Origin of the sequence: Pseudomonas morbosilactucae (genome assembly GCF_023241665.1) — a bacterium.
Classification (GTDB): domain Bacteria; phylum Pseudomonadota; class Gammaproteobacteria; order Pseudomonadales; family Pseudomonadaceae; genus Aquipseudomonas; species Aquipseudomonas morbosilactucae.
The window spans coordinates 52592-66175 of record NZ_JALQCX010000013.1 but is presented as its reverse complement, the minus strand read 5'-3'; the positions used below and the strand labels follow the sequence as shown (position 1 = coordinate 66175).

The window sequence follows — 13584 nt, the reverse complement described above, 5'->3', positions numbered from 1 at the left end:
CTACGAAACCCGGGGCGATTCATATCGCCGCCATCGCCAAGCGCCTGGGCGTTAAGGCCAACGATGTGATCGACATCAAGAACCCGGCAACCCTGCGAGCTGTGATGGTCGGGATCATCGTGCACGAAAACGGCGGCAACCCTTACCCGGATGCCGTGTTCGAGGAAGGCCTGCGCAGGGCTTTGAAGTGATCGCCGGGGCGTGGCGGTTGGTTGGCATTCTGCTGGTCGTCGTTTTGGTGTTGGTTGCAGGCGCCTCCCTGGGTGCCTGGCTGGCCTCGCGGCATTACCGGCCGTTGCTCGACACTGCCCAGACGGATCTGGCCACGGCAAAGGCTGGCCGCGACAACCTGGAAGCCCTGGCGGGTGAGCAGGGCCGGAACTTGGTCGACTTGGTGCTGGCCGGCGAGGAACGGGAGCGCCGCGCCGCCCAGGCCCAGGCCGACGCTAAGGAGCTGGCCCGGCACGACTACTCGGCGGCGAATCGCCTGCTGCAGGAGCGTACCGGCGGTGATCCGGCGCCGGCGGCGGAATCGATCATTGATCAGGAACTGGGGTTGTGAACGACAAAACGCGCAGCAAAATATTCCAGAAGCTATTCCTGACCGGGCTTTTGTTGTTCCTGTTCGGGTGCGCAGCCCGGGAGCCCGAGGTACGCACCGTGCGGGTGGAGGTACCTGTGCAAGTGCCGTGCCGGGCGCCAGAGGTGGGGGTGCCGCCTTGGGCCGCTGCCAATCTACGAAAGACTGATAGCTTGGAGGTGAAGGTGCGAGCGCTTCTCGCTGAACGCAGGCAGCGGATTGGGTATGAGACGGAGATGGCCGCATCTCTTGAGGCATGCCGCTAAGGAGGAGCGCAGTGCGAATTTTGGCGAGAAAGAGTTCCCCTTGACTACGGAGCTTTTCAGCAATAAAACGGGAGGCAGGCGTCTGTAAAAATGTTCAGTTCTGCCTTGGCGTCGAATTCTTGAGATGTTAGTAAATATTTATATGTGTCTCACATGTTTTTGGAGGCGGGATGTTTTTTCAACGGGCACCGTTTGTTGGAGCGGATTGTGACGAAAGTTTAAGTCAGTGTAGAGATATTATCGCCGCCTATAAGGTTAGGCTTGAGAGTCTAGAGATTAAATTGGAGAATGCTGAATGTGCTCTTTGCGGTTGGGAGGCCGCAGTTGAATATGCCAGTCGCGATAAGGAGCGCCGCGAGTATCTCTTCGGATTTGGTGATTGTAGGGAGGTTTACTCAAATACGATTGAGGAGGGGCAGAAGTTTTATTCGTCTTTGCGCATAGCTGACGCGGAAGTGATCAAACTAAGTCGGTATGTGTCAGGCCTTAAGAGTGATGTAGAGTTGGCAAAAAGGGGTATCAAATTTTTCGAGAAGGATCTTGCGTTGTTGGATGGGATGAAAAGGGCTTGGAGTCCTGGCTTTGAAATATACGCTTGCGATTTGAATTGGGGGTACAATGCACTGGTATCGCCTCTTTTTCGCTATATTGAGCTTGAAGGAAGCTGGTTTCCACCAATGTGTATTCCCACTTTGTAAGTAGTGCATATAACTGACCGCCTATGCAAGACCGACAGCCTGGAGCTAAAGGTGCGTGCGCTTTTGGTGGAGCGCCGGCAGCGGATCGGATACGAGCGGGGGCTGGTAGCCGCGGTATCGGCTTGCCAATGAGGCGCATAACGCATCTTATTTGGGTATGCGCCTCAGGACAGAGCTCATTCGCTTGTGAGTTTTCCCACAAAGGATGAGCCAATTTGCTTCCAGAGGGTTGGTGGTACGCCAGCGGCAATAGCCATGGCATCAGCTATTGCACCAATTACCCCGAATATTTTATTACCGATATCAGAATTCATGGATATTCTAAACTGTTCATTGGTAAATACATGGCCAGCCATGATTTCGATTGATTCAATTACTGGGATGCTTCCTGTTATTTCATAGTCTTCCAAGGCCGAGATTATTCTGCGGATTGATTTTACAACATAGTTCTTAACTTTTTCTTCAAGGTTACTGCTCAAAACGCTGTCTATGAGTTCCGACAGCATTGCTCTCGAGTCGGATATTTTTTGTTCTGGTATTACGTCGTAGCATGCTGTGCCAATCATGTGGTTCATAACTTCTAAGAAGTCATTGTTAACTGGTCTGTAGCTGGCAGAGAATGTTGCTAGTTGAGCGTTTAGTTGTTGGCATGTTATGCCTGACATGAATTTTAAATGCCAGGCATCTGTTTGGGAGCGTAATGCTGGAAACTTTTCATTCATTATCCGAACCGCTTCGGTCGGATTAGCCATAAATGCCCCGAGCTTCATAAGTAGATTGGAGTCATTTCCAGTTGGTATTCCAAGGGCTGCGCACCAAGAATCCTTGCAGGATGCAGCCATAGGGGTTTCCTGTAGTTTTCTCAAAACTTTAAGGGTTCTAGCCGCAGGGTTGTCTGTTTTCATTCCGTTGTCCGAGCGCGTTGTCGTATGAGTTTTAAATTGGTGTCGCATTGACTAATGCGGCAAAAATTTCTTTTTGACTGTCCGTTATGCCGTCGCCCAGAGCTTCAAGGTAGTCGGCATACCATTGCATCATATGGCGGCGCTGAGGCATGTACCTGGCCTTGTTATAAACGCCGCTGATCCCATCCTCAAGGTGTGCAAGCTGGGCCTCAACATGGTCCTTTGCCCATTCATGCTCGCGCAACAGGGTACTGGCCGTGTGTCGCGTACCATGCCCTACGAGCTTTCTTTTGTAGCCGACCTTTGCGAATACCAAGTTGATGGTGTTCTCACTGATCACTGGTGTTTTGGGGCCGGTGCCAGGGAACAGGTATTTGCTCCGACCTGTCAGTTCCTTCAGCTCGCGCAGTGCTTGGACTGCCTGGGAGCAGAGCGGGGTGTAGTGGTCGCGCTTCATCTTCATTTTGCTGGCCGGGATCATCCAGGTGGCCGCGTCGAGATCGAACTCGGACCATTCAGCCCATCTGACCACTCCGGGGCGGCTCGCCGTCCAAATCGTCAGCCATGCTGCTGTGCGTGCTATCAGGCGACTGGTGGTGGCCTTCATTGCAACCATGAACGCGGGAATTTCGTGCTCAAGCAGATGGGGATGCTGCTCTGTTTCTGGCGCTTTTGCTGCGATGGCAAGGAGCTCTGAGGCTGGGTTGTTTTCGCACAGGCCCCTGGCGATGGCCTGGCTGAATATCTTCTTGAGCCAGCCTCGGGTCTTCTTGGCCACGTTGTGAGCATCTCGGGCCTCGATGCTGGCCTGGAGGGCTGCGCAGTCCTTCCTTGTTATCTCCGTGAGCTGCATGTCGCCTATTGCTGGCAGAATGTCCTTTTCCAAGTAGGTGCGGATCTTGTCGAGCGTAGAGTCGGCGCGACCGTCCTTCTCCTTTTTCTCGAGCAAGCGTTCGCGGCAGCCCGGAAAGTGTTGGCTGCGGCAATCTCGTTGGCTTTCTTGGCCGATTGCTTGTGTTGGATCGGATCAATACCGCCCTCAACTAGGTCGGCAATCTCCCGGGCCTTTTCGCGGGCACGCTTTGCCGAGGTCTCCGGGTAGCCGCCCAGCCCCATCCAAGTCCACTTACCATCGGCCTTCTTGTGGCGCATTTCCCAGCGCTTACGCCCATTGGGGGAAACGACAAAAGACAGCCGATCGATGCCGTAGGCTTCGCGGTATTCCTTCGCTTCAGGTTCGAGTGAGAGCAGGACTGTGTCGGCCAGTGGCCGGCGCTTTATGTCGATTCGCTTCATGGTTTTGTATGGGAAAGTTCGTGATTTTTCCGAACATACACCAGCCCATACACGCCAACAAGATTCATGCTGATTAAAGATTATACAAGCGAATACAAAAAAACCGGCTCAATGGCCGGTTTCTCTGGGTTCAAGGTGCATTGAGCAGCATCTTGAGATATGTACTTGGTGCCCCGAGGGAGACTCGAACTCCCACTTCTTGCGAAAACGGATTTTGAATCCGCCGCGTCTACCAATTCCGCCATCAGGGCTCAATGGCGGCGAAGTATAGAGATGAGGTTGCCGTTGGTCAATCGACTTTCATGGTCAATTTTCACTTATTCCGCTAAACTTTCCGGCCCTGCTAGACGAACCCCATCATGCGCGTTGCTGACTTTACCTTCGAGCTCCCTGATTCGCTGATCGCCCGCCATCCCTTGGCCGAGCGTCGCGGTAGCCGTCTGTTGACCCTGGATGGGGTTACGGGCGCCCTGGCCCACCGTCAATTCACTGATTTGCTCGAGCATTTGCGCCCGGGCGATTTGATGGTGTTCAACAATACCCGGGTCATTCCGGCGCGGCTGTTCGGTCAAAAGGCCTCTGGCGGCAAGCTGGAAATCCTCGTCGAGCGGGTACTGGACAGCCATCGTGTGCTGGCCCATGTGCGCTCCAGCAAGTCACCGAAGCCGGGGTCAAAGATTCTTATCGATGGCGGCGGTGAGGCTGAGATGCTGGCTCGGCACGATACGTTGTTCGAGCTGGGGTTTGCCGAAGAGGTGCTGCCGCTGCTGGATCGTGTCGGCCACATGCCGTTGCCTCCTTATATAGACCGCCCCGATGAAGGTGCCGACCGCGAGCGCTATCAGACGGTGTACGCCCAGCGTCTTGGTGCCGTGGCGGCACCAACGGCGGGCCTGCATTTCGATCAGCCGCTGTTGGAGGCGATTGCCGCCAAAGGCGTGGAGACCGCGTTTGTGACGTTGCACGTCGGCGCTGGTACGTTCCAGCCGGTGCGGGTCGAGACCATCGAAGAACACCACATGCACAGCGAATGGCTGGAAGTCGGCCAGGAGGTGGTGGATGCAGTGGCTGCGTGCCGTGCGCGCGGTGGGCGTGTCGTCGCGGTGGGTACCACCAGCGTGCGTTCCCTGGAAAGCGCTGCTCGCGATGGGGTGCTCAAGCCTTTCAGCGGCGACACCGACATCTTTATCTACCCGGGCCGTCCCTTCCATGTCGTGGATGCCCTGGTCACCAATTTCCATTTGCCGGAGTCCACGCTGTTGATGCTGGTTTCCGCCTTCGCCGGTTACCCCGAAGCCATGGCCGCCTATAAGGCTGCCGTCGAGCAGGAATACCGCTTTTTCAGCTACGGTGATGCCATGTTCATCACCCGTAATCCCGCGCCACGCGGCCCAGAGGACACTGTATGAGTCGCACCTGTCGTATGTCGTTCGAGTTGCTTGCCACCGATGGCAAGGCGCGTCGCGGCCGCCTGACCTTTCCTCGCGGTACGGTGGAAACGCCGGCCTTTATGCCGGTCGGCACCTACGGCACGGTCAAGGGCATGCTGCCGCGGGATATCGTCGCCACCGGCGCCGAGATCATTCTGGGCAATACCTTCCACCTGTGGCTGCGCCCAGGCACCGAGGTCATCAAGAAGCACGGCGACTTGCATGATTTCATGCAGTGGAGTGGCCCAATCCTGACCGACTCCGGTGGTTTCCAGGTGTTCAGCCTGGGTGCCATGCGCAAGATCAAGGAGGAGGGCGTGACCTTCGCCTCGCCGGTGGATGGCGCCAAGGTTTTCATGGGGCCGGAAGAGTCCATGCAGGTGCAGCGCGACCTGGGTTCGGACATTGTGATGATCTTCGACGAATGCACCCCGTACCCGGCCGATGAAGACGTGGCGCGGATCTCCATGGAGTTGTCGTTGCGCTGGGCTCAGCGCTCGAAGAATGCCCACGGTGAAAATACCGCGGCGCTGTTTGGCATCGTCCAGGGCGGCATGCACCAGGATTTGCGTATGCGCTCCCTGGAAGGCCTCGATAAGATCGGCTTCGACGGCCTGGCCATCGGCGGCCTGTCGGTGGGCGAGCCGAAGCATGAAATGATCAAGGTCTTGGACTACCTGCCAGGCCAAATGCCAGCAGACAAACCTCGTTACCTTATGGGGGTTGGCAAGCCGGAAGATCTGGTTGAGGGTGTGCGCCGCGGTGTGGACATGTTCGATTGCGTGATGCCAACCCGCAATGCCCGCAATGGGCATCTGTTCATCGATACTGGCGTGCTGAAGATCCGTAATGCGTTTCATCGCCATGATGATTCGCCCCTGGATCCTACTTGTGATTGCTACACCTGCCAGAACTTCTCCCGCGCTTATCTGCACCATCTGGACAAGTGCGGCGAAATGCTCGGGAGCATGCTCAATACCATCCATAATTTGCGTCACTACCAACGCCTTATGGCTGGTTTGCGCGAGGCTATTCAACAAGGTACATTGGCCGCCTTTGTCGATTCCTTCTATGCCAAACGCGGGTTACCCGTGCCGCCTTTAGACTAAGTACTAAAGACGTTAAGCCACTAATTTTGCAATTATCGGAGTGATAAATGAGCTTTTTGATCCCTGCCGCGTATGCGGACGCCGCTGCACCTGCTGCTGCCGGTCCTGCTGGCACTGGTTTCGAGTGGATTTTCCTGGTCGGCTTCCTGGTCATCTTCTATCTGATGATCTGGCGTCCACAGGCCAAGCGCGCTAAAGAGCAGAAGAACCTGCTGGGCAGCTTGCAGAAAGGCGACGAAGTTGTGACCACCGGTGGTATCGCCGGCAAGATCAACAAAGTGACCGACGACTTCGTGGTTCTGGAAGTATCGGACTCCGTAGAGCTGAAGTTCCAGAAAGGCGCCATTGCCGCCACGCTGCCAAAAGGCACGCTGAAAGCGATCTAAGTTTCATCTTTTACCAATCGACGGGGCGCGCAAGGCGCCCCGCGTCATAAGCGGGCGGCGTGATGCTGAACAAATACCCTCTGTGGAAATACCTACTGATCCTGGCGGTGCTGGCGATCGGTTCTATTTATTCCGCTCCCAATCTATACCCGGATGACCCGGCGATTCAGGTCAGCGGTGCCAGCACGGCATTGCAGGTCACCCAGGCGGACCTGGATCGTGCGAGCAAAGCGCTTGCCGATGCCGGTATTAACGTCAAGGCTTCCTCGATTGCTGCCAATGGCAAGGGCGGCTTGCTGCGTCTGACCAAACAGGAAGACCAGCTGCCGGCCAAGGACGTTGTACGCAAGGTCATGGGCGACGATTATGTTGTAGCCTTGAACCTGGCACAAACCACACCACAGTGGCTGCGTAACCTCGGTGCGCATCCGATGAAACTGGGTCTGGACTTGTCGGGTGGTGTGCACTTCTTGCTGGAAGTGGACATGGAAAAAGCCCTCGACGCACGCCTGAAAGTCTACGAAGGCGACGTCAAGAGCCTGCTGCGCAAAGAGCGTCTGCGCTATCGCAGCCTGCCGCAGCTCAACGGTGCGATCCAGCTGGGCTTCAGTGATGAAGGCAGCCGTGAACAAGCCCGTGCACTGATTCGCAAGAACTTCACCGATTTCGATATCGTGCCGGCCGACCTCAATGGTCAGGCGGTGCTGCGTCTGACGATGACCCCGGCCAAGCTGGCGGAAATCCGTGAATACTCCATCAAGCAGAACTTGACCACGGTGCGTAACCGCGTCAACGAGCTGGGTGTTGCCGAGCCTCTGGTTCAGCGTCAGGGTGCCAACCGTATCGTGGTTGAGCTGCCGGGCGTGCAGGACACTGCTGAAGCCAAGCGGATCCTGGGTAAGACGGCCAACCTTGAGTTCCGTCTGGCCGCTGAGCCGGGCGCTTCGAAAGCTACTTCCGAAACCTTCGAATTCCGTGAAGGCAACCGTCCTTCGGCGCAGATCGAGCGTGGCCTGATCATCACCGGTGACCAGGTGACCGACGCCCAGGCGGGCTACGACGAGCACGGCCGTCCACAGGTGAACATCAAGCTTGATGGTCACGGTGGTGAGCTGATGAGTCGTTCGACTCGCAGCAACGTCGGCCGCAGCATGGCGGTGATCTTCATCGAGCAGAAGCCGATCACCACCTACGCCAAGCAAATGGTCAACGGCGTCGAAAAAGACGTCGCGGTGCAAAGCTTCAAGGAAGAGAAAAAAATCATCAGCCTGGCGACCATCCAGTCGCCGCTGGGCAGCCAGTTCCGGATTACCGGTCTAAATGGCCAGGGCGAGTCCTCCGAGCTGGCGCTGCTGCTGCGTGCCGGTGGTCTGGCGGCGCCGATGTACTTCGCTGAAGAGCGCACAATCGGTCCGAGCCTGGGTGCTGACAACATCACTAAGGGTATCGATGCGTCGCTGTGGGGCATGCTGTTCGTGTCGCTGTTCATCATCGCCATCTACCGCTTCTTCGGCGTGATCGCCACCGTGGCGCTGGCGTTGAACATGGTGCTGCTGCTGGCCCTGATGTCGCTGCTGGGGGCAACACTGACCCTGCCAGGCATCGCCGGTATCGTCTTGACCATGGGTATGGCGGTGGACGCCAACGTGCTGATCTTCTCGCGGATACGTGAAGAGATCGCTGCTGGCATGAGTGTGCAGCGGGCAATCAACGAAGGTTTCGGCCGGGCATTCACCGCGATTCTCGACTCCAACCTGACCACTCTGCTGGTAGGTGGGATCCTCTTTGCCATGGGCACCGGCCCGGTCAAAGGGTTCGCGGTGACCATGTCCCTCGGGATCTTTACCTCGATGTTCACGGCCATCTGGCTGACCCGTGCGATGGTCAACCTGATCTTCGGCGGTCGTGACTTCAAGAAGTTGTGGATTTAAGGGGCTGCCATGTTACGTACTATCAACTTCATGGGCGTGCGCAACTTCGCGTTCGGCGTCACTGTGTTTCTTACCCTGCTGGCGTTGTTCAGCTGGTTCCATAAGGGTCTGAACTACGGCCTGGACTTCACCGGCGGTACGCTCATCGAGCTGACCTACGAGAAGCCGGCCGACGTCACCCTGGTGCGCAGCGAGCTGGTCAAGGCCGGCTATCACGAAGCCATCGTGCAGAGCTTCGGTGCTACCACCGATCTGTTGGTGCGCATGCCTGGCGAAGACCCGCAACTGGGTCACCAGGTGGCCGAGGCCTTGCAGAAGGTCGGCGGTGACAACCCGGCTCAGGTCAAGCGCGTCGAGTTTGTCGGCCCGCAGGTGGGTGAAGAGCTGCGCGACCAGGGCGGCCTCGGCATGCTTATGGCGCTGGGCGGCATCCTGATTTACCTGGCGTTCCGCTTCCAGTGGAAGTTCGCGGTGGGGGCTATTGTCTCGCTGATTCACGACGTGATCGTAACGGTGGGTATCCTCTCGTTCTTCCAGATCACCTTCGACCTGACAGTATTGGCGGCGGTGCTGGCGATCATCGGTTACTCCCTCAACGACACCATCGTGGTGTTCGACCGGGTGCGTGAGAACTTCCGTGTACTGCGCAAGGCCAGCTTGATCGAGAACATCAACATCTCGACCACCCAGACCCTGCTGCGGACCATGGCGACCTCGATCTCCACCCTGCTGGCGATCGTTGCGCTGCTGTTCTTCGGCGGCGACAACCTGTGGGGCTTCTCCATCGCTCTGTTTGTCGGTGTTTTGGCGGGTACCTACTCGTCGATCTACATCGCCAACGTGGTGCTGATCTGGCTGAACCTGAACAGCGAGGATCTGATTCCTACCGTGAACACCGAGAAGGAAGTCGACGAGCGTCCTTGACGGTCATTACTTCTCCGGTTGTCGACGAAAAAGGCGCGAGTGTTGAACTCGCGCCTTTTTTGTTGCTCCAAGGCTGGGAGAAGCGCGGGCGTGTCCCGCTTGTGATGGTCAGGAGGTTCTATGAACAAGTCGTTGCTGGTGGGTGCGGTATTGGGTGCTGTCGGTGTCACCGCCGGGGGTGCTGTTGCCACCTACAGCCTGGTTAAAGGCGGCCCTGAGTATGCGCAAGTGCTGGCAGTTCAGCCGGTCAAACAACAGATCAAGACCCCTCGTGAAGTCTGCAAGGATGTCGCCGTGACTCGGCAGAAGCCGGTCAAGGATGAGCATCAGATCCTGGGGACGGTGGTCGGTGCGGTCGGCGGCGGTCTGCTCGGCAACATGGTGGGCGGCGGCAATGGCAAGAAGCTCGCCACGGTGGCTGGTGCGGTCGGCGGTGGTTATGCCGGTAACAAAGTGCAGGAAGGCATGCAGGAGCGTGATACGTACACCACCACGCAAACCCGCTGCAACACGGTCAATGACATCAGCGACAAGGTCGTGGGTTATGACGTGAAGTACGACCTGGGCGGCAAGCAAGGCCAGGTGCGGATGGATCGTGATCCAGGCAATCAGATTCCAGTGGATAAAGATGGTCGTCTGATCCTCGGTCAGAACGAAAATCAACCCGGGCAATAACCTTCCACTGTAGGAGCCAGCTTGCTGGCGATCGTCGGTCTTGAGATTGTCTTCGTCGGCAAGTCGGCTCCTACAGGTTGGTGTTTTACGGGCATAAAAAAAGCACCCCTCGGGGTGCTTTTTTTGTCGCTGTTGCTTAGCGTTTCAGCGAAGCCGGCAGGTGCGGCTGGATGGCGGTCAGGACCGCTTTGAAGCATTTGGTGTTGCCTGCAACCACATGGCCTTTTTCCAGGAAGTCATGGCCGCCAGTGAAGTCGCTCACCAGGCCGCCAGCTTCCTGGATCAGCAGGGCGCCTGCAGCCATGTCCCACTCGGACAGGCCCGACTCCCAGAACGCATCGAAACGACCGGCAGCGACGTAGGCCAGGTCCAGGCTGGCGGCGCCTGCGCGACGGATGCCGGCAGTCTGGCCAACCAGGGCGCGGAACATGCCCAGGTAGTTGTCGAGGTTGTCCATCTGATCGTCGCGGAATGGGAAGCCGGTACCCAGCAGGGCGCCATCGAGGCTGGTGCGACCGCTGACGCGCAGGCGACGACCATTCAGTTGGGCGCCACGGCCACGACTGGCGGTGAATTCTTCCTGGCGAACCGGGTCCAGGACCACGGCGTGTTCCAGGCGACCACGGTATTTGCAGGCGATGCTGACAGCGAAGTGCGGAATGCCACGCAGGAAGTTGGTGGTGCCGTCCAGTGGATCGATGATCCACAGGTACTCTTCGCCTTCGATGCCGTTACCGGCGTGCAGGCCGGTTTCTTCACCGAGGATGGAGTGGTTTGGGTAGGCTTTGCGCAGCGCGTCGATGATCTTCTGCTCTGCGGCACGATCAACTTCGGATACGTAGTCTTTGGCGTCTTTTTCGTCGACCTTGATGGTATCCAGGCGCTCGATGGAGCGGAAAATCAATTCACTGGCGCTGCGGGCGGCGCGCAGCGCGATATTCAGCATTGGCTGCATGGATGTGTCACCTAAGGTTGTTAAAGAAAGCCGGGCATTCTAGCAGAAAACTTTTACAGATGAAGGCCGGCGTGCGCTTTCGTAGCTTAACTTTCCGATGCTCTGTAAGATTTGCTCCCCTTTCCACCGTCCGAGAGCGCCTCCCTTGCTGCAGAACATTCGTGTCGTCCTGGTTAATACCAGTCATCCCGGGAATATCGGTGGGGCTGCGCGAGCCATGAAGAACATGGGCTTGTCGCGGCTGGTGCTGGTCGAGCCGCGGGTCTTCCCTCACCACGAGGCCGATGCGCGCGCCTCGGGTGCTACCGATATCCTTGAAAACGCCCAGGTCGTCGCCAATTTGGAAGAGGCCCTGGTGGGGTGCACCTTGGTGTTCGGCACCAGTGCCCGTGATCGGCGTATTCCATGGCCGCTGCTGGATCCCCGTGAGTCCGGGGTCAAGGTAGTCGAAGAGGCCGGGCAGGGTGCCGAGATAGCCCTGGTCTTCGGGCGCGAAGACTCCGGGCTGACCAATGACGAGCTGCAGCGATGTCACTTTCACGTGCACATTCCGTCGGACCCGGCGTTCAGCTCTCTGAACCTGGCGACGGCGGTGCAGGTGCTGGCCTATGAGGTGCGCATGTCCTGGCTAGCGGCTGAAGGCCGGCCAAGCAAGGTCGAGAAAGATGAAGTGGCGTCGCCGCGCAGTGATGAGCTGGCGACCATGGATGAGTTGGAGCGGTTCTATGAGCATCTGCAGCAGACGCTGGTGGCCATCGACTTCCTCGATCCGGAAAAACCACGGCACTTGATGGCGCGTTTGCGCCGCTTGTACGGTCGTAGCTCGGTTAGTCGGGCGGAAATGAATATATTGCGCGGCATTCTCACGGAAACCCAGAAAGCGGCCCGTGGCGAGCTGCAAAAGCGGAAGGATCAATGATGTTCGAGCGTTTGCGTGAAGATATCCAAAGCGTGTTCCATCGTGACCCGGCGGCGCGCAATGCCTTTGAAGTGCTGACCTGCTACCCGGGCATGCACGCGATCTGGATCCATCGCCTGTCCGGTGCCTTGTGGGGGATGGGGTGGAAGTGGTTGGCGCGCCTGGTGTCGAACTTCGGGCGTTGGTTGACGGGCATCGAGATTCATCCAGGGGCCAAGGTTGGTCGTCGCTTCTTTATCGATCACGGCATGGGCATCGTGATTGGTGAAACCGCCGAGATTGGCGATGACGTCACGCTTTATCAGGGTGTCACCCTGGGTGGCACCAGCTGGAACAAGGGCAAGCGTCACCCGACCCTGGAAAATGGTGTGGTGGTGGGTGCGGGTGCCAAGGTGTTGGGGCCGTTTACGGTCGGTGCCGGCGCCAAGGTGGGCTCCAACGCAGTGGTTACCAAAGCTGTGCCAGCGGGTGCCACGGTGGTGGGGATCCCCGGTCGTATCATCATGAAGTCCAGTGATGAGCAGGAAGCCAAGCGCAAGGCCATGGCGGAAAAGCTCGGCTTCGATGCCTATGGCGTCAGTGAGGACATGCCGGATCCGGTGGCTCGGGCTATTGGCCAGCTGCTCGATCATCTGCAGGCTGTTGATGGTCGTCTCGAAGGTATGTGCGGCGCCTTGACGGAGTTGGGCAGTAACTACTGCGCGAAGGATCTGCCGGTGCTGCGTGACGAGGACTTCGCCGAGGTCAAGGATAAGGGCGACAGCCAGGTCGGCTAAGTCTCGGCCAGCCGGTTCTTTATTCGGGCTGATGGGGCAGGGAGTGGGTCGCAGGTGTCAAAAGCGACCCGCAGGTCAGTTGCTCCCATGGGGCTGTGCCATTACGTCGCAGACTTTGCTATGATTCGCGCGCTGTTTTGTGGGTAAACCCGACTAAAGTAGTTGGTCTTATAGTTGACTCGATTGCTCGGGTATTACATACTCGCCTCCATTCCGAAACTCCGTGGTACCTGTCCATGCGACTCACTACTAAAGGCCGATACGCGGTAACCGCCATGCTCGATCTGGCGTTGCACGCGCAACATGGCCCGGTGTCACTGGCCGATATCTCAGAGCGCCAAGGCATCTCCCTGTCTTATCTCGAACAGCTTTTTGCCAAACTGCGCCGTAGCAACCTGGTCTCCAGTGTGCGTGGCCCAGGCGGCGGCTATCAGCTTTCACGTGACATGCAAGGGATCCAGGTCGCCCAGGTGATCGATGCGGTAAACGAGTCGGTCGATGCCACCAAATGCCAAGGGCTCGGTGATTGCCATGCCGGCGATACCTGTCTGACCCACCACTTGTGGTGCGATCTGAGCCTGCAGATTCACGAATTTCTAAGCGGTATCAGCTTGGCTGACCTTGTGACTCGCCGTGAGGTGCAAGAGGTAGCCCAGCGTCAGGATCAGCGCCGCTGTAATGGCAAGGCGCCGCGCCTGGACAAGATTGAAGCGTCCGCCGTCGAATGACAGCCA

The 13584-nt window shown here is 57.6% G+C and carries 14 protein-coding genes, 1 tRNA gene and 3 pseudogenes; 14 read left to right on the top strand and 4 right to left on the bottom strand.

The window, feature by feature from the left end:
- The 5 genes and pseudogenes from M1B35_RS09850 to M1B35_RS32195 all read left to right on the top strand — a co-directional run.
- Positions 1 to 191 (top strand): annotated as a pseudogene (locus tag M1B35_RS09850) (structural protein P5); the annotation flags it as partial.
- 47 nt (positions 192 to 238) lie between these two features.
- Complete coding sequence (locus tag M1B35_RS09845; protein WP_268261805.1) at positions 239 to 562, top strand: hypothetical protein; 324 nt, start codon at positions 239 to 241, stop codon at positions 560 to 562.
- Positions 563 to 600: 38 nt separating this feature from the next.
- Entirely contained in the window at positions 601 to 846 is a 246-nt protein-coding gene (locus M1B35_RS09840; protein WP_279653756.1) for a hypothetical protein, read from the top strand.
- A gap of 170 nt (positions 847 to 1016) precedes the next feature.
- Positions 1017 to 1544, top strand: coding sequence for a hypothetical protein (locus M1B35_RS09835; RefSeq protein WP_268261804.1), 528 nt, complete (start codon positions 1017 to 1019; stop codon positions 1542 to 1544).
- Positions 1545 to 1565: 21 nt separating this feature from the next.
- Positions 1566 to 1676: pseudogene (locus M1B35_RS32195) on the top strand (hypothetical protein); the annotation flags it as partial.
- Positions 1677 to 1720: 44 nt separating this feature from the next.
- Here the strand turns inward: M1B35_RS32195 and M1B35_RS09830 are convergent.
- From M1B35_RS09830 to M1B35_RS09815, 3 genes and pseudogenes are all read right to left on the bottom strand, one after another.
- The gene (locus tag M1B35_RS09830; protein ID WP_268261803.1) at positions 1721 to 2449 is read right to left on the bottom strand and encodes a hypothetical protein; all 729 of its coding nucleotides are present in this window, start codon (positions 2447 to 2449) and stop codon (positions 1721 to 1723) included.
- 31 nt (positions 2450 to 2480) lie between these two features.
- Positions 2481 to 3745, bottom strand: a pseudogene (locus M1B35_RS09825) (tyrosine-type recombinase/integrase).
- A 166-nt stretch (positions 3746 to 3911) separates the two neighbouring features.
- Positions 3912 to 3996: transfer RNA gene (locus tag M1B35_RS09815), tRNA-Leu, on the bottom strand.
- Between the two features lie 108 nt (positions 3997 to 4104).
- Here M1B35_RS09815 and queA point away from each other — a divergent pair.
- The 6 genes from queA to M1B35_RS09785 all read left to right on the top strand — a co-directional run bounded on the left by queA (position 4105) and on the right by M1B35_RS09785 (position 10200).
- Entirely contained in the window at positions 4105 to 5154 is a 1050-nt protein-coding gene (queA, locus tag M1B35_RS09810; protein WP_123328777.1) for a tRNA preQ1(34) S-adenosylmethionine ribosyltransferase-isomerase QueA, read from the top strand.
- A 14-nt stretch (positions 5155 to 5168) separates the two neighbouring features.
- Positions 5169 to 6284, top strand: coding sequence for a tRNA guanosine(34) transglycosylase Tgt (tgt, locus tag M1B35_RS09805; protein WP_185039113.1), 1116 nt, complete (start codon positions 5169 to 5171; stop codon positions 6282 to 6284).
- A 47-nt stretch (positions 6285 to 6331) separates the two neighbouring features.
- Positions 6332 to 6670, top strand: a complete 339-nt coding sequence (gene yajC / locus M1B35_RS09800; RefSeq protein WP_011063224.1) for a preprotein translocase subunit YajC — start codon at positions 6332 to 6334, stop codon at positions 6668 to 6670.
- Positions 6671 to 6732: 62 nt separating this feature from the next.
- A complete protein-coding gene (gene secD, locus M1B35_RS09795) occupies positions 6733 to 8601 on the top strand; it encodes a protein translocase subunit SecD (protein WP_123328775.1) in 1869 nt (622 codons plus the stop codon).
- A 9-nt stretch (positions 8602 to 8610) separates the two neighbouring features.
- The gene (secF, locus tag M1B35_RS09790) at positions 8611 to 9525 is read left to right on the top strand and encodes a protein translocase subunit SecF (protein ID WP_268261800.1); all 915 of its coding nucleotides are present in this window, start codon (positions 8611 to 8613) and stop codon (positions 9523 to 9525) included.
- 120 nt (positions 9526 to 9645) lie between these two features.
- Complete coding sequence (locus M1B35_RS09785; RefSeq protein WP_123328773.1) at positions 9646 to 10200, top strand: glycine zipper 2TM domain-containing protein; 555 nt, start codon at positions 9646 to 9648, stop codon at positions 10198 to 10200.
- Between the two features lie 136 nt (positions 10201 to 10336).
- On the opposite strand, the gene suhB is transcribed toward M1B35_RS09785, so the two are convergent.
- The gene (suhB, locus tag M1B35_RS09780) at positions 10337 to 11155 is read right to left on the bottom strand and encodes a type III secretion system regulator SuhB (RefSeq protein ID WP_123328772.1); all 819 of its coding nucleotides are present in this window, start codon (positions 11153 to 11155) and stop codon (positions 10337 to 10339) included.
- 145 nt (positions 11156 to 11300) lie between these two features.
- Here suhB and trmJ point away from each other — a divergent pair, with 145 nt between their 5' ends.
- The 3 genes from trmJ (at position 11301) to iscR (ending at position 13578) form a co-directional block, all read left to right on the top strand.
- Positions 11301 to 12074: a tRNA (cytosine(32)/uridine(32)-2'-O)-methyltransferase TrmJ gene (gene trmJ / locus M1B35_RS09775; RefSeq protein WP_123328771.1), complete on the top strand. Its 774-nt coding sequence runs from the start codon at positions 11301 to 11303 to the stop codon at positions 12072 to 12074.
- Positions 12074 to 12850 (top strand): serine O-acetyltransferase, encoded by a 777-nt coding sequence (gene cysE / locus M1B35_RS09770; protein WP_123328770.1) that lies wholly within the window; start codon positions 12074 to 12076, stop codon positions 12848 to 12850. Before trmJ ends, cysE begins: the two co-directional genes overlap by 1 nt.
- A gap of 236 nt (positions 12851 to 13086) precedes the next feature.
- On the top strand, positions 13087 to 13578 hold the full coding sequence (gene iscR, locus M1B35_RS09765) for a Fe-S cluster assembly transcriptional regulator IscR (protein WP_011063217.1): 492 nt from the start codon (positions 13087 to 13089) through the stop codon (positions 13576 to 13578).
- Positions 13579 to 13584: the final 6 nt, after the last annotated feature.